Below are 14,898 nucleotides of genomic sequence, written 5' to 3' on the forward strand. Positions count from 1 at the left end.
CATCACCGGTACTTCTTCGCGACCGTCTCGGCGAGCGACTGGGACTTCTTCAGGGCGCTGTCGACGGACTCCCGTCCGGCGACGGCCGCGCTGATCTCCTGGGAGACCTTGGTCCCCAGATCGGTGAACTCGGGGATGCCGACGAACTGGATGCCGGGCGCGGGCCGCGGCTGGACTCCCGGGTTGTCCGGCTGCGCCGAGGCGATCGCGTCCCGGGTCACGTCCGCGAAGGCTCCGGCCTCCTTCCGGTACTCCGGGATGTCATAGGTGGAGGTGCGCTTGCCCGCCGGGACGTTGGCCCAGCCGTCGGTCTTGCCGACCAGCTGCTCGTAGTCCTTGCTGGACGCCCAGGAGATGAACTTCCAAGCGTCGTCGGGGTTCTTGGAGGCCTTCTGGATGCCCCAGGCCCAGGTGTACAGCCACCCGGAGCTCTTCGTCTTCTCCACCGGCGCCGGGACATAGCCGATCTTGCCCTTCACCGGAGAGCCGGTCGCCTCCAGGGATCCGGCACCGGAGGTCGCGTCGTACCACATCGCGGACTTGCCCTGCGTCATGTTGTTGAGGCATTCCGCGAAACCGGACTGGGCGGCGCCCGACTCGCCGTGCTTGCGCACCAGGTCGACGTAGAACTGCGTCGCCTGCTTGAACTCCTTCGAGTCCAGGCCCGGCGTCCAGTCCTTGTCGAACCAGGTGCCACCGAAGGTGTTGACCACGGTGGTCAGCGGAGCCAGCATCTCGCCCCACCCCGGCAGACCGCGCAGGCAGATGCCCTTCATACCGGGCTCGGCCCCGTCCGCCTTGGCCGCGAGATCCGCCACCTGCTGCCAGGTGGGGTGCGCGGGCATGGTGAGCCCCTTCTTCTGGAAGACGTCCTTGCGGTACATCAGGAACGACGACTCCCCGTAGAAGGGCTCGCCGTAGAGCTTGCCGTCTGCCGCGGTGAGGGACGTCCGTATCGGCGCCAGGATGTCCTCCCGGTCGAAGCCCTTGTCCTTGCCTACGTACGAGTCCAGTGCGTGCAGCCAGTTGTTCTTGGCGTAGATGGGTATCTCGTAGTTACTCAGGGTCGCGACGTCGTACTGACCCGCCTGGTTTGCGAAGTCCTGGCTGATCTTGTCCCTGACGTCGTTCTCCGGCAGGACGGTGAAGTTGACCTTGATGCCGGTGTCCTTGGTGAAGTTGGCGGCGGTGAGTTTCTGCAGCTCCACCATCTGCGGGTTGTTCACCATCAGGACGTTGATGGAGTGGGCGGAGGATCCGCCCCTGGCACCGCCGGCGCCCGAGCAGCCGGCGAGGAGGGGGGTGATCAGCGTTCCTGCGGCGGCCACGGCAAACACGGTGCGTGGCATTCGTCGGCTCTGGGTTCGCATGAGGTTGGCTCCTGATCCCTGCTAGCGGTGATTTGTTGACCTGGGGCGGAACGTGCGGTAGGCCGGTAGGCGGGGGCGATGTTGTTCGGAGGTGGTCGCGATGGTGACCGCGAGGCGTCCGTGCCCGCCGGCGCCGGGGCCGCTGGAGGGCTACGCGGCCCGGTTCGACGACCTGTTCTCGTCGCTGGCGCAGCGGCGCGGGTTTAGGGAGTACCTGACCGGGCTGCTGGCCCCGCGGGACCGGAACAAGACGCTGACCTGCCTGGCCGGGGCGGAGCCGGTCGTGGGGGCCCAGCACCCGGCGGTGCAGCGGCTGCAGTTCTTCCTGTCCGAGTCGACCTGGGACCCTGAGCGGGTCAACGCCCGGCGGCTGGAGCTGCTGCTGCAGGGCGAGGCGACCGCCCCGCACGCCGGCGGGGTGCTGGTCATCGACGACTCCGGGGACCGCAAGGACGGCACTGCCACCGCGCACGTGGGCCGGCAGTGGCTGGGCCGGTACGGCAAGACCGACAACGCCGTGGTCACGGTGACCACGCTGTGGGCCGACGAGCGCCTCTACTACCCGCTGCACGCCGTGCCCTACACCCCGGCCCACCACTTCCCGCGGGGGAAGAGCGACCCGGCCTTCCGTACCAAGTGGAAGATTGCCGCCCAACTTGCCTGTCAGGCCAGGTTCTTGGGGATCGCGTTCCGGGCGGCGGTGGCCGACGGCGCCTACGGGGACCTGGACGACTTCCGGTGCGAGCTGCACGCCGCCAAGGTGCCGTTCGTGATGGCCGTCAAGCGCCGCCGCGGGGTGTGGGCCTACGGCGACCAGGCCCGCACCCCGGTGGACGCCGCCCGCGAACTGGCCTGGCACGGCCCCGAGGAGCCCGGCGCCTGGACGCCGGTGGTGCGCACCTTCCGCGACGGGCACACCGCCACCTGGTGGGCCGCCGACGCCACCTTGGGCTTTTGGGGTCCGGACGGCCTGACGCGGCTGGTGGTGGCCACCGCCGATCCGTCCACCCTGCCGGAGAAGGCCACCTGGTACCTGGCCACCGACCTGCCCCGCCCCGGCTCGCCCCGCGCGGCCGAGTCCCCCTATCCGCCCGCGGACCTGGCCGAGGTCGTGCGGATCCACGGGATTCGAAACTGGATCGAGCAGGGCTACAAGCAGGTCAAGGACGAGCTGGGGTGGGCCGACTTCCAGGTGCGCTCCAATGTCGCGATCCGCCGCCACCAGACCCTGGTCAATTGCGCGTTCGCCTTCTGCTGGGAAGCAGGACGCACCAGCGCGGGACCTGAGAGTACGTCACCACTGATGCCGGAAGCCGACGCTGGAGAGAGGGGGCCCGGCACTGCCGACCCCGCCCCCACCACCGTGCTGGCCGAAGGCGATTCGCGCCGTCCGCGGCTGGCTGACCCCGTCGATCGTGCTGCAACGCTGGTGGCGGGCCTGGTCCAACGCGCCCCCTCCACCCGAACTCCAAGCCCTGATCGACGCGGTCACCACCGGACAGACCCTGAACCTCTACCCCCCGAACTAACAAACCACCGCTAGTGTCCTGCGCCTGAAGTTCGATGAATATGTGTAGTGTTGGCTGCGTGGCACGTATGGGACGGCCTATGGCCGAGGTGACGTTGACCGACGAGGAGCGCGAGACGCTGCTGCGCTGGTCGAGGCGGGCGACGTCCGCGCAGGCCCTGGCCCAGCGGTGCCGGATCGTGCTGGGCTGCGCGGAGGGGAAGTCGAACCAGCAGGTGGCTGCCGAGCTCGGGATCTGGCCGCAGACAGTGGGTAAGTGGCGTCGCCGCTTCCTGGAGTTGCGCCTGGACGGCCTGGGCGACGAGCCGCGGCCCGGGGCTCCCCGGAAGATCTCCGATGAGCAGGTGGAGGCGGTTGTCGTCGCTACCTTGGAGCGCACCCCGAAGGACGCTACGCACTGGTCACGGGCGTCCATGGCGGCCGAGAGCGGGCTGTCGAAGTCCACCGTGGGGCGGATCTGGCGGACCTTCGGTCTCAAGCCGCACCAGGTGGACACCTTCAAGCTGTCCAACGATCCGCAGTTCATCGACAAGGTCCGCGACGTCGTGGGCCTCTATCTGGACCCGCCGGAGAAAGCCCTGGTCCTGTGCGTCGACGAAAAAAGTCAAATCCAGGCGCTGGACCGCTCGGCGCCGGTGCTGCCGATGATGCCGGGGATGCCCGAGCGCCGCACCCACGACTACGTCCGCCACGGCATCACCACCTTGTTCGCCGCCCTCGACGTGGCGACCGGCGAGGTGATCGGCTCCATCCACCGCCGCCACCGGGCCGTGGAGTTCAAGAAGTTCCTCGCCAAGCTGGACAAGGAGGTCCCAGCCGGCCTCGATGTCCACCTGATCTGCGACAATTACGGCACCCACAAGGCGCCGACGGTCCGCAAATGGCTGGAGACGCATCCCCGTTTCCACATGCACTTCACGCCCACCTACTCGTCCTGGCTCAATCAAGTCGAACGGTGGTTCGCACTCCTGACGGACAAACAGATACGGCGCGGAGTCCACAAGAACCTCCAGGCCCTGGAACGGGACATCCGCGCCTGGATCGCCCGGTGGAACGAGGACCCCAAGCCCTTCGTCTGGACAAAGGACGCCGACGAGATCCTGCAGCGTCTCGCCGCATATCTTGATCGAATTCCCGGCGCGGGACACTAGATCCTGAAAGCGGAACTCGACTGCTGAACGGCGTGGGGATGTGCGTGGTCCGCCGTACGGCTCGCCGGGCGACCGGCGGACGGACGGATACCGAAGGGTTGTGCGGTTGTCGGAGGGGCGGCTGCGGATCCGTCAGACCCGGATGACCTGAGGTCCCTGCAGCGAGTAGCGGTGGGCTTCGGAGGCCGGCAGCAGCGTGCTCGTGACGATCGCCTCCAGGTCGCCGACCTCGGCGAACCGGCAGAAGCTCACTGCCCCGAACTTGGTGTGCACGCCCGCGAAGACGGTGCGGCGGGAGGCGCGGAGCGCCTGTGCCTTGACCTCGCTCACGGCCGGGTCGGGCGTGGTCAGCCCGTGCTCCCGGGAGATGCCGTTGGCGCCGATGTAGGCCAGGTCGATGACGAATCCCGCCAGCATCTTCGTCGTCCAGTGGTCGACGGTGGCGAGGGTGCCGGGTCTGACCCGGCCGCCCAGCAGCAGGACGGTCGTGTTCTCGGCTTCCGCCAGTGCGCCCGCGGTGGCCAGGGACGCGGTGACCACGGTCAGCGGCCGGTCCCGGGGCAGCGCCTCGGCTATGAGCTGCGGGGTGAACCCCTCGTCCACGAAGACGGTCTCGGCGTCCCCGAGCAGCTCGGCCGCGGCGGCCGCGATCCGGCGTTTCTCCGGCACGTGGCTGGTGGCGCGGAACGCGAGGGTCGTCTCGAAGCCCGCGCTCTCGACGGGATAGGCGCCGCCGTGCGTCCTGCGCACCAGCCCGTGGTCCTCCAGGGCGCGCAGATCGCGTCGTACGGTCTCCTTGGCCACGCCCAGTTCGGCGGCGAGCGTGGTGACGTCGACCGAACCCGTGCGGCGGGCGGCCTTGACGATCTCGCGCTGCCGTTCCTCCGCGGTCTTCACCGTCATCGCCGTCACCTGCCTTCCGTGCCGTGTTTCTGGCTCGTTCCCGTCGGGGTGCACGAACCGGTGGTGCCCGTTCGGGCCCGGTGGGGCCCATGGGGGAAGTTCTACAGCCGGTGCGCGGCGGTGACCAGGCCTGTTGCGGGCCCGAGTGTGCCCGATCCTGCCCGTATGGCCAAGCGGAAGCCCGTCTCGGACCTGCGGTGGAGCGGGGCGTCCGGTGGGAACGGGCAGCCTCTGTGCCCGAAAAGCGGAGCGGGCGGGCCCGTTCGGTGCCCGCCCGCCCTCGGTGCGTGTCGTCAGTGGGGCCAGATCGGCGGGTCCGTGACGAAGTGACCGCCCAGGTATGCATGGGCCGGGTTGTCCGGCTCCGGCTCGCCCTGCTCGGCGACGAGCTTGTGGGCGTAGGGCTCGGAGTCGTCCTGCGGCTCGTAGCCGAGCGCCCTGGCGGTCGTCAGATCCCACCACAGGCGGGTGTTGGCGGAGGAGCCGTAGACGACGGTGTGCCCGACGCCTTCGGCGGTCAGGGCGGCGTGGAAGAGGCGGGCGCCGTCCTGCGGGCTCATCCAGATGGAGAGCATGCGGACGCTGGTCGGCTCCGGGAAGCAGGAGCCGATGCGCACGGAGACCGTCTCCAGGCCGTGCTTGTCCCAGTAGAGCTGGGCGAGGTCCTCGCCGAAGGACTTGGACAGTCCGTAGAAGGTGTCGGGCCGGCGCGGAGTGTCGATCGGGATCAGCGGGTCGTCGCCCTCGGGGCGCGGCGTGAAGCCGACCGCGTGGTTGGAGGAGGCGAACACGATCCGGCGCACGCCCTCCTCGCGCGCCGCCTCGTACAGGTTGTACGTGCCTTCGATGTTCGCCTTCAGGATCTTGTCGAACGTGGACTCCAGGGAGATGCCCGCGAGGTGGATGATCGCGTCGACCCCGCGCACGGCCTCGCGCAGGGCCTCCCGGTCCGCGAGATCGGCGGTGATCGCGTCCGGTGCCCCCTCGACCGGCCTCATGTCCAGGAGCCGCAGCTCGTAGCCGTACCCGGGCAGCAGCCCCCGCATCAGGGTGCCGAGTCCGCCGGCGGCGCCGGTGAGCAGAACGGTGCGGGGAGCGGGCATCCTCGTCTCTCCTTGTGGAGTCGGCGGCTGCATTCGTGTACAGCATTCACATCCGTGGACACGCTACGGAGCGTCCACGTGACCCGTCAAGTGTGACGCCGCGGGGCGAAATCCGCGCCTGAGTTGCCCGTTTGTGCGCTTGACCGGCCTTGAGGTGGCGGCTTAGCGTGGTCGCGTTCAGAAATATGGACATGGATCAGAAACGTGCACTGTGCGGCACCTGGTCCGCGTGTGCGCGCCTGTTTCAAGGGAGAGCCCGTGACGTCAGCCCCTCTTGCCGCTCGACTCAGCATCCCCAGCGGGCCGCTGTTCTTCCCCGTGACCGCCTACGCGCCCGACGGCTCGATCGCTCTCGACGTCTACCGCGAGCATGTGCGCAAGGGCGTGGAGGCGGGCGCCGCCGCCGTCTTCGCGTGCTGCGGCACGGGCGAGTTCCACGCGCTCACGCCCGAGGAGTTCGAGGCGTGCGTGCGCGCGGCCGTCGAGGCGGTGGACGGACAGGTTCCGGTCCTGGCGGGTGCGGGATACGGGACCGCGCTCGCCGTGCGCTACGCGAGACTCGCCGAAGAGGCCGGGGCTGACGGACTGCTCGCCATGCCGCCCTACCTGGTGGTGGCCGGGCAGGAGGGGCTGCTGCGGCACTACCGGGAGCTGGCCGCGGCGACCTCGCTGCCGACCATCGTCTACCAGCGCGACAACGCCGTCTTCACCCCCGGGACGGTGGTTGAACTGGCGCGCACGGACGGGATCATCGGTTTCAAGGACGGGCTGGGCGACCTCGATCTGATGCAGCGCGTCGTCAGCGCGGTACGGACCGAGGTCCCCGGTGACTTCCTGTACTTCAACGGACTGCCGACCGCCGAGCAGACCCAGCTCGCCTACCGGGGCATCGGCATCACGCTGTACTCGTCCGCCGTCTTCTGCTTCGTTCCGGAGATCGCCCTGGCCTTCCACAAGGCGCTGGGCGCCGGCGACGACGCCACCGTCCACCGGCTCCTGGACGGCTTCTACCGCCCGTTCGTCGAACTGCGCGCCCAGGGCCGCGGTTACGCCGTCTCGCTCGTCAAGGCGGGCGTCAGGCTGCGCGGCCTCGACGTGGGCGAGGTACGGCCGCCGCTGCACGAACCCTCCGAGGACCACGTCAAACAGCTCGCCGCGCTGATCGACCGCGGGTACGAGCTGCTGCGGGAGGGCGCGTGAGGGCCTCGGCCTTCCTCTACCCCTGGGACGTGAACGGAGATCCCGGGGCGGGGGACCGCATGGCCGCCCTGGGCGTCCGCGACGCCACGCTCGCATCGGCCTACCACTCCACGCGCGCGCTCACGCCCCGGCACCCGCGGCACCGCATCGTGACGGCCCGCCATGCCGCCGTGCTCTACCCGACGGACGCACGCTGGACCGGCCGCGCCCTGCGGCCCTACCCGGCCGGGGACTGGGCCCCGGGCGACGCGTTCGGCGAGGCCGCCGAGGCGCTCGCCGCCGCCGGACTCGAGGTGCACACCTGGGTCGTGCTCGCGCACAACTCCCGCCTCGGCGAGGAGCATCCGGGGACCTCGGTGGTCAACGCCCATGGCGACCGCTATCCGTGGGCGCCGTGCATCGCACAGCCCGGCACACGCGCCTACCTGGTCGACCTCGCGGCCGAGGCGGCCGTGCGGCCGGGGGCGCACGGCACCGAACTGGAGTCGCTCGGCTGGTACGGCCTGGCCCATCTGCACGCGCACGACAAGACCGGAGGGGTGGGGCTAGGGGACGCCGGGCAGTACCTCATGTCGCTGTGCTTCTGCGCAAGCTGCCGGGCGGGGTACGGGGCGCAGGGCCTGGACGCAGGGGAACTGGCCGCCGCGGTACGGGCCGCGCTGGAGCCGGTGTGGCGTGGCGCGCCCTCCGGCGGAGGCTGGGCGGGCGTCGAGAGACTCCTCGGCGAGACCGAGGCGGCAGCCACCCGCGCGTGGCGCGACGAGACCGCCCGCACGCTCCAGGAGGCGGCGGTGGCCGCGGTCCGCGCGGCCGCACCCGACGGCTTCCGGGTGCTGCTGCACGCCGACCCGGTGTCGTACCACTGCGGGGCGAACGCGGGCGTCGATCCCGCGCACATCCTGTCCGTCGCCGACGGCGTGGTGGTGCCCTGCACGGGCGGCACAGGTCTGCTGAGGCCGTTCGCAGGGCAGGGCAGGGAGCGGTCCGTCCTCGCGGCCAACTTCACCGTGGTCTCCGCGATGGGCGGCAGCCCGGGGACGCTGGAGCGGGACGCGCGGGAGGCGGCGGAGTCGGGCGCGACGGAACTGCGGCTCTATCACGCCGGGCTGGCCTCCGACGAGGACCTGGCGGCCGTACGGGGGGCACTCGCCGCGCTCTGAGCGAGGACGTGGCGGTCACCGGGCGCGGCGGAGGGCGGGACGGAAATCCGTCGGAACGTGTCAGTAATGCCTCTGGGGCGTGTGCGGACGTGGTCCTAGCGTGGTGAGCCGTTCCCGCGCCGGCCGGTCGCGTCGCCCGTACGACCTCAGGAAGGCATCCCCATGCAGTACCTCGCGCCCGTAGGCATCGGCGTCCTCTACGTGTTCCTCATGTCCCTCCTGCGCGAACCGCACCGGCGGCGCGTCAACGCGGTGATGGTGGCCGGAGCGGGGGCCGCCTACCTCAGCGGCGGCGGCCTGGGCGGCTGGGAGTTCGCGTTCACCGCGCTCGCCACCTACGTCGCCTACCGCGGTCTGGAGTCATGGACGTTCACCGGCATCGGATGGCTGCTGCACACCGCGTGGGACGTCGTGCACCATCTCAAGGGCAACCCCATCGTGCCCTTCGCCCACAACTCGTCCCTGGGATGCGCGATCTGCGACCCGGTGATCGCCCTGTGGTGCCTGCGGGGAGGGCCCTCGCTGCGTCAGCTCGTGCGCCGGGAGCGGCCGGTCGCGGTCCGGGACCGGACGGCAGCCTGACACGCGTCCCGGTCCAGGTGTGCGGCCGATGAGTTTCGCGGCCGCCGCCGGTCCACCTCATCGAAGGAGAAGAATGAGGAGGACGAGATGATCGACAAGATGTTCGACCTGGGTCCGCAGACCCGGATCGTGGCCCGGCTCGCGGCCGGGGTGCGCGAGGAGCAGCTCGCGGACACCACGCCCTGCCCCGGATGGGCGGTGCGCACCCTGCTGGGCCATCTCCTCGGGCTGGCCACCGCCTTCCGGGACGCCGGGCGCAAGGACCTCGGAGCCACCACGGACACGAACCCGGACGCCTCGCTGCCGGACATCGGGCCCGGCTGGCGCGAGGAACTGCCCGCCGTGCTCGACGAACTGGCCGAGGTGTGGCGCGATCCGGAGGCCTGGACCGGGGCGACCCGGGCGGGCGGAGTGACCCTGCCGGGCGCGGTCGCGGGCGCTGTCGCGGCCGACGAGCTGGTGATCCACGGCTGGGACCTGGCACAGGCCACCGGCCAGGAGTACGAGCCGGACATGACGGCACTGCTCGCGTCGTACGGCTTCCTGACCGCCGCGGCCGACGACCCGCGCCGCGGCGACGGCCTGTTCGGCCCGGTCGTGCCCGTCCCGGCCGACACTCCGCTGCTCGACCGGGCGATCGGCCTCAGCGGGCGCGATCCCGCGTGGAAGCCGTAGGTCGCCGCGGCTTCCGGCATTCCGGCCCCTGAACCGGGAGCCTCGACTTTCCTCTGTCCGAAGCGTTGACCAACCCCGTGCGCGCTCCTACCTTCGTCGCGTCGTACTTCGTACGTCATATATGAGACGCGATACGCGAGTTCTGATACGCGCGTTCAGTTGATGCGATCAGGCGACGCGAGATCCGGGAGGCGCCCATGACCTCTGTACCGGTACCGATCCCCTCCCGCACGCAGTTCGTGCTGGAGGGGATCAAGCACCGCATCCTCACCGGACAGCTGACGCCCGGTCAGTCCCTGATCGAGACCGAACTCGCCGCGCAGTTCGGGGTGTCCAAGACCCCCGTGCGCGAGGCGCTCAAGACCCTCGCCGGGACCGGGCTCGTCGTGATGAACCAGTACAAGGGCGTCACGGTGCGGATGGTGGACGCGGACATGGCACGCGAGGTCTACGACGTCCGGCTGCTCCTGGAGCCCGAGGCGCTGCGTCGTTCGGTACGGCGCGGGGCCTCTCTGGACGCCGCCCGCGAGGCGCTGAACCGGGCCGAAGAGGCCGCCGACAGCGCCGAACGCTCCCTGGCCAATCGGGAGTTCCATCGCGCCCTGTACACGCCCTGCGGCAACCCGCTGCTCGGCCGGATGCTCGACGAGGTCCGCGACCAGGCCGCCCTCGTCTCCGCCGTCGCCTGGGCCGCCGACCCCTCCTGGGAGCTCGAGGCCGCCGAGCACCGGGAGATCCTGCGGCTCGCCCAGGACGGCGACGCCGAGGGCGCGGCGAGCGCCCTGCACACCCACATCGCCTCGTTCGTCCGGCGAGCGTTCCCCCGGTACGGGGAGGAGGGACAGGAATGAGCGACGCGGCGTTCGAGATCCAACGAGCCGCCCTGGCCGATGTGGTCGCGATCCCGGTGACGCCGTTCGCCGAGGACGGCACCGTCGACCGGGACGCCCACCGGGCACTGCTGCGCAGGCTGCTCGACGGCGGCGTCAGGACCCTGACGCCCAATGGCAACACCGGCGAGTTCTATGCCCTCACCGCCGAGGAGCGGCGCCTCGTCACGGAACTGACGATCGAGGAGGCGGGGGAGCGGGCCGCGGTGCTCGCCGGTGTCGGTCACGATGTGCCGACCGCCGTCGCCTCCGCCCGGCACGCCCGTGAGCAGGGTGCCGGGATGGTCATGGTCCACCAGCCCGTGCATCCGTACGTCTCGGCCGCCGGCTGGGTCGACTACCACCGGGCCGTCGCCGAGGCCGTGCCCGAACTCGGGGTGGTCCCCTACATTCGCAACGCCCAGCTGCCGGGCGCCCGGCTCGCCGAACTCGCCGACCACTGCCCGAACGTCATCGGGGTGAAGTACGCCGTCCCGGACGCAGCCCGGTTCGCCGCCTTCGCACGGGACGCGGGACTCGAGCGCTTCGTTTGGGTGGCGGGGCTCGCCGAACCGTACGCCCCCTCGTACTTCTCCGCGGGGGCCACCGGATTCACCTCAGGGCTTGTGAACGTCGCTCCGGCCGTCTCCCTGAACATGATCGAGGCGCTTCGGTCCGGGGACTACCCGGCCGCCATGAAGGTCTGGGAACAGATCCGCCGCTTCGAGGAACTGCGCGCGGCGAACGGCTCCGCGGACAACGTCTCCGTCGTCAAGGAGGCCCTCGCCGCGCTGGGCCTGTGCCGCCGCGATGTGCGCCCGCCGAGCAGGGCGCTGGGCGAGGAGGAGCGCGCGGAGGTCGCCGCCGTCGTCGGCAGGTGGCCGATATGAAGCGGCCCGACGAGCTCAGGAGCCACCAGTGGTACGGCACCGACGGGCTGCGCTCCTTCAGCCACCGGGCGCGCACCCGGCAGCTCGGCTATCTCCCCGAGGAGCACCTGGGCAAGCCCGTCATCGCGATCCTCAACACCTGGTCGGACATCAACCCCTGCCACGTCCACCTCAGAGACCGCGCCCAGGCCGTGAAGCGGGGCGTGTGGCAGGCCGGCGGCTTCCCGCTGGAGTTCCCGGTCTCCACGCTCAGCGAGACCTTCCAGAAGCCGACCCCCATGCTCTACCGAAATCTGCTCTCCATGGAGGCCGAGGAGCTCCTGCGCTCCTATCCGGTCGACGGGGCCGTACTGATGGGCGGCTGCGACAAGTCCACGCCCGCGCTGCTCATGGGGGCCGCCTCCGTCGACCTGCCGACCGTCTTCGTGCCCGCGGGTCCCATGCTGCCGGGCCACTGGCGCGGCGAGGTCCTCGGCTCGGGCACCGACATGTGGAGGTACTGGGACGACAAGCGTGCCGGGCTCATCGGCGACTGCGAGATGTCGGAGCTGGAGAGCGGGCTCGCCCGTTCGCCGGGGCACTGCATGACGATGGGTACGGCTTCCACGCTCACCGCGGCCGCCGAGGCCCTCGGCGTCACGGTGCCAGGCGCGTCGAGCATCCCGGCCGTCGACTCAGGGCACGAGCGCATGGCCGCCGCGTCCGGCCGCCGGATCGTCGAACTCGTCCACGAGGGCCGGAAACTGAGCGACATCCTCTCGCGTGAGGCCTTCGAGGACGCGGTCACGACCGTGCTGGGGCTCGGCGGTTCCACCAACGCCGTCATCCATCTGATCGCCATGGCCGGACGGGCCGGGGTGCGGCTCACGCTGGACGACTTCGACCGCATCGCCCGCACGACCCCGGTGCTCGCCAACGTCCGCCCCGGCGGCGAGCGGTACCTCATGGAGGACTTCCACTTCGCAGGCGGCCTGCCCGGGTTCCTGTCCCGGATCACGGACCTGCTGCACCTGGACCGGCCGACGGTCTCGTACGACACCCTGCGCGAGCAGATCGCGGGTGCCCGGGTCCACGACGACGACGTCATCCGGCCCCGCGACAACCCGGTCGCGACGGAGGGCGGGGTCGCCGTCCTGCGCGGCAACCTGTGCCCGGCCGGTGCCGTCATCAAGCACATCGCCGCCGAGCCGCACCTGCTCAGGCACACCGGGCCCGCGGTGGTGTTCGACGACTACAGGACGATGCAGCGGACCATCAACGACCCGTCGCTCGGCATCACGGCGGACAGTGTGCTGGTGCTGCGCAACGCCGGCCCCAAGGGCGGACCGGGCATGCCCGAGTACGGGATGCTGCCCATCCCCGACCACCTGCTGAAGCAGGGCGTACGGGACATGGTGCGGATCTCCGACGCCCGGATGAGCGGCACGAGTTACGGCGCGTGCGTGCTGCACGTGGCACCGGAGTCGTACATCGGCGGGCCGCTGGCGCTCGTACGGACCGGGGACAGCATCACACTCGACGTCGAGGCCCGCAGCCTCCGGCTCCACGTGGACGACGCCGAACTGGAGCGTCGCCGGACACAGTGGATCCCGCCCCCGGCGCGCTGCGAGCGCGGCTACGGCGTGCTCTACAACGGACAGATCACCCAGGCGGACACCGGCTGCGACTTCGAGTTCCTGTCCCGGCCGGGGAAGGTCGCGGACCCGTACGCGGGGTGAGCTCCGTCTCCGACATGCCTCCGGGGCGGCCGCGTAGCCGGATGCGGTCGGCGCCCCCGGTGGACGTGATAGTCCCGGCCGCCGGGACGATCGAGATCCAGTAGCAGGAGGAGAACGCCCCCGCCTCCCGTCGGCGGGGGCGTTCCCGTGCCCCCGGGCCGAACTCGATTTCCGTAACGCGGAGAAAACCTGAAACCGGCTCTCCGGGGGAACAATCCAGCCAGCATCCCGCACCGGTTCACCAGGCAACGAGGAGCGTCCGCATGTCCGACACACAGAAGGTGGCCGACCGGTCAAGTGCCCCACCTCCCGCGGCGAACGGCGTCGACAGGTTCTTCAAGATCTCCGAACGAGGCTCCACCTTGGGCCGGGAGATACGCGGCGGCTTCGCCACGTTCTTCACCATGGCCTACATCCTTGTCCTGAATCCCATCATCCTGGGCAGCGCCAAGGACAAGTTCGGCCACCAGCTCGACACCGGGCAACTGGTCACCGCCACCGCTTTGGTGGCGTGCGTGATGACCGTCATCATGGGCGTCGGCGGCAATCTGCCGCTCGCCATCGCCGCCGGTCTCGGCCTCAACGCCGTCGTCGCCTTCCAGCTCGCCCCGCTGATGAGCTGGCCCGACGCGATGGGCCTCGTCGTCCTCGAGGGCATCCTGATCTGTGTCCTGGTCCTCACCGGACTGCGGGAGGCGATCATGAACGCCATCCCCCAGCCGCTGAAACAGGCCATCGGCGTCGGCATCGGTCTCTTCATCGCGTTCATCGGCTTCGTCGACGCCGGATTCGTCAGCCGCATCCCGGACGCCGCGAACACCACCGTGCCGGTGCAACTGGGCGCCGTCGGCAGGCTGACCGGCTGGCCCGTGCTGGTGTTCTGCCTCGGTGTGCTGCTGACCATCGCCCTGCTCGCACGCAAGGTGAAGGGCGCGATCCTGATCAGCATCGTGACCATGACGATCGTCGCGATCGTCGTCAACGCCGCGGCGGACATCAAGAGCTGGGGGCTGACCACCCCGAAGGTGCCCGACAAGATCGTGGCGAACCCGGACTTCGGACTCATCGGTCACTTCAGCCTGTTCGGCGGCTTCGCCAAGGCCGGCGTGCTCACCGCTGTCCTGCTGATCTTTACCCTGGTCCTGTCGGACTTCTTCGACGCCATGGGCACCATCGTCGGCATCAGCGCCGAGGCGGGGCTGCTCGACGACAAGGGCCAGGTGCCGGGCATCGGCCGCGTCCTGTTCATCGACGGCGCCGCGGCGGTCGCCGGCGGTGTGGGCTCCGCCTCCTCCAACACCGCCTACATCGAGTCCGCGGCCGGGGTCGGCGAGGGCGCGCGCACCGGCTTCGCCAACCTGGTCACGGGCGGCCTGTTCGGACTCGCGCTCTTCCTCACTCCGCTGCTGACCATCGTGCCGCTCCAGGCCGCGGCACCCGCCCTGATCGCCGTCGGTTTCCTGATGATGACCCACGTCAAGCACATCGACTGGGACCGGTACGAGATCGCCATTCCGGCGTTCCTCACCATCGCCGCGATGCCGTTCACGTACTCGATCACCGATGGCATCGGCGCGGGCTTCCTCGCGTACGTCGTCATCAAGGCGGTCATCGGCAAGGCCAAGGACGTCCACTGGCTGCTGTGGGGCGTGTCGGCGCTGTTCCTGGTGTACTTCGCGATCGACCCGGTAGAGCAGATCCTGGGCGTGAAGTGAGCGGCGGGGCCGTCCCGCGCGGGCTCGTCCCCGC

At 70.3% G+C, this 14,898-nt stretch carries 13 protein-coding genes; 10 read left to right on the forward strand and 3 right to left on the reverse strand.

Annotation, left to right across the window (positions count from 1 at the left end):
- Nucleotides 1–2: 2 nt before the first annotated feature.
- Nucleotides 3–1,370 (reverse strand): ABC transporter substrate-binding protein, encoded by a 1,368-nt coding sequence (locus tag ACQEXA_RS41150; RefSeq protein ID WP_433132618.1) that lies wholly within the window; start codon nucleotides 1,368–1,370, stop codon nucleotides 3–5.
- Nucleotides 1,371–1,473: 103 nt separating this feature from the next.
- On the opposite strand from ACQEXA_RS41150, the gene ACQEXA_RS41155 reads away from it, so the two are divergent.
- Together ACQEXA_RS41155 and ACQEXA_RS41160 are read left to right on the forward strand one after the other, a co-directional pair.
- A complete protein-coding gene (locus ACQEXA_RS41155) occupies nucleotides 1,474–2,913 on the forward strand; it encodes an IS701 family transposase (protein ID WP_433134737.1) in 1,440 nt (479 codons plus the stop codon).
- Between the two features lie 53 nt (nucleotides 2,914–2,966).
- Entirely contained in the window at nucleotides 2,967–4,049 is a 1,083-nt protein-coding gene (locus ACQEXA_RS41160; RefSeq protein ID WP_433134739.1) for an IS630 family transposase, read from the forward strand.
- Between the two features lie 132 nt (nucleotides 4,050–4,181).
- Here ACQEXA_RS41160 and ACQEXA_RS41165 read toward each other — a convergent pair whose 3' ends face one another.
- Nucleotides 4,182–4,952, reverse strand: coding sequence for a DeoR/GlpR family DNA-binding transcription regulator (locus ACQEXA_RS41165; RefSeq protein WP_359392511.1), 771 nt, complete (start codon nucleotides 4,950–4,952; stop codon nucleotides 4,182–4,184).
- A 293-nt stretch (nucleotides 4,953–5,245) separates the two neighbouring features.
- Nucleotides 5,246–6,055 carry an NAD-dependent epimerase/dehydratase family protein gene (locus ACQEXA_RS41170; RefSeq protein ID WP_432926306.1) on the reverse strand — a complete coding sequence of 270 codons (810 nt, stop codon included), beginning with the start codon at nucleotides 6,053–6,055 and terminating at the stop codon, nucleotides 5,246–5,248.
- 258 nt (nucleotides 6,056–6,313) lie between these two features.
- Between ACQEXA_RS41170 and ACQEXA_RS41175 the strand changes: the two genes are divergently transcribed.
- From ACQEXA_RS41175 to ACQEXA_RS41210, 8 genes are all read left to right on the forward strand, one after another.
- On the forward strand, nucleotides 6,314–7,255 hold the full coding sequence (locus ACQEXA_RS41175) for a 5-dehydro-4-deoxyglucarate dehydratase (protein ID WP_432926304.1): 942 nt from the start codon (nucleotides 6,314–6,316) through the stop codon (nucleotides 7,253–7,255).
- Nucleotides 7,252–8,415: a hypothetical protein gene (locus ACQEXA_RS41180; RefSeq protein WP_433132620.1), complete on the forward strand. Its 1,164-nt coding sequence runs from the start codon at nucleotides 7,252–7,254 to the stop codon at nucleotides 8,413–8,415. Before ACQEXA_RS41175 ends, ACQEXA_RS41180 begins: the two co-directional genes overlap by 4 nt.
- Before the next feature lie 162 nt (nucleotides 8,416–8,577).
- Entirely contained in the window at nucleotides 8,578–8,997 is a 420-nt protein-coding gene (locus ACQEXA_RS41185) for a DUF6010 family protein (protein WP_432926300.1), read from the forward strand.
- Nucleotides 8,998–9,084: 87 nt separating this feature from the next.
- Nucleotides 9,085–9,672 carry a TIGR03086 family metal-binding protein gene (locus ACQEXA_RS41190; protein ID WP_432926298.1) on the forward strand — a complete coding sequence of 196 codons (588 nt, stop codon included), beginning with the start codon at nucleotides 9,085–9,087 and terminating at the stop codon, nucleotides 9,670–9,672.
- Between the two features lie 197 nt (nucleotides 9,673–9,869).
- Nucleotides 9,870–10,523, forward strand: coding sequence for a GntR family transcriptional regulator (locus tag ACQEXA_RS41195; protein WP_432926297.1), 654 nt, complete (start codon nucleotides 9,870–9,872; stop codon nucleotides 10,521–10,523).
- A complete protein-coding gene (locus ACQEXA_RS41200) occupies nucleotides 10,520–11,431 on the forward strand; it encodes a dihydrodipicolinate synthase family protein (RefSeq protein ID WP_432926295.1) in 912 nt (303 codons plus the stop codon). The genes ACQEXA_RS41195 and ACQEXA_RS41200 overlap by 4 nt, the downstream gene beginning before the upstream one ends.
- Complete coding sequence (araD, locus tag ACQEXA_RS41205; protein ID WP_432926293.1) at nucleotides 11,428–13,149, forward strand: L-arabinonate dehydratase; 1,722 nt, start codon at nucleotides 11,428–11,430, stop codon at nucleotides 13,147–13,149. Before ACQEXA_RS41200 ends, araD begins: the two co-directional genes overlap by 4 nt.
- Before the next feature lie 263 nt (nucleotides 13,150–13,412).
- Complete coding sequence (locus ACQEXA_RS41210) at nucleotides 13,413–14,864, forward strand: NCS2 family permease (RefSeq protein WP_432926292.1); 1,452 nt, start codon at nucleotides 13,413–13,415, stop codon at nucleotides 14,862–14,864.
- Nucleotides 14,865–14,898 lie beyond the last annotated feature (34 nt).

This window comes from Streptomyces sp. CA-106110, assembly GCF_050936285.1.
In the GTDB taxonomy this organism is placed as follows: domain Bacteria; phylum Actinomycetota; class Actinomycetes; order Streptomycetales; family Streptomycetaceae; genus Streptomyces.

Coding starts and splice junctions, on each gene's coding strand:
- ACQEXA_RS41170 (WP_432926306.1), bottom strand. CDS start 6,055: ATGCCCGCTCCCCGCACCGTTCTGCTCACCGGCGCCGCCGGCGGACTC.
- ACQEXA_RS41190 (WP_432926298.1), top strand. CDS start 9,085: ATGATCGACAAGATGTTCGACCTGGGTCCGCAGACCCGGATCGTGGCC.
- ACQEXA_RS41185 (WP_432926300.1), top strand. CDS start 8,578: ATGCAGTACCTCGCGCCCGTAGGCATCGGCGTCCTCTACGTGTTCCTC.
- araD (WP_432926293.1), top strand. CDS start 11,428: ATGAAGCGGCCCGACGAGCTCAGGAGCCACCAGTGGTACGGCACCGAC.
- ACQEXA_RS41150 (WP_433132618.1), bottom strand. CDS start 1,370: ATGCGAACCCAGAGCCGACGAATGCCACGCACCGTGTTTGCCGTGGCC.
- ACQEXA_RS41160 (WP_433134739.1), top strand. CDS start 2,967: ATGGGACGGCCTATGGCCGAGGTGACGTTGACCGACGAGGAGCGCGAG.
- ACQEXA_RS41165 (WP_359392511.1), bottom strand. CDS start 4,952: ATGACGGTGAAGACCGCGGAGGAACGGCAGCGCGAGATCGTCAAGGCC.
- ACQEXA_RS41210 (WP_432926292.1), top strand. CDS start 13,413: ATGTCCGACACACAGAAGGTGGCCGACCGGTCAAGTGCCCCACCTCCC.
- ACQEXA_RS41195 (WP_432926297.1), top strand. CDS start 9,870: ATGACCTCTGTACCGGTACCGATCCCCTCCCGCACGCAGTTCGTGCTG.
- ACQEXA_RS41200 (WP_432926295.1), top strand. CDS start 10,520: ATGAGCGACGCGGCGTTCGAGATCCAACGAGCCGCCCTGGCCGATGTG.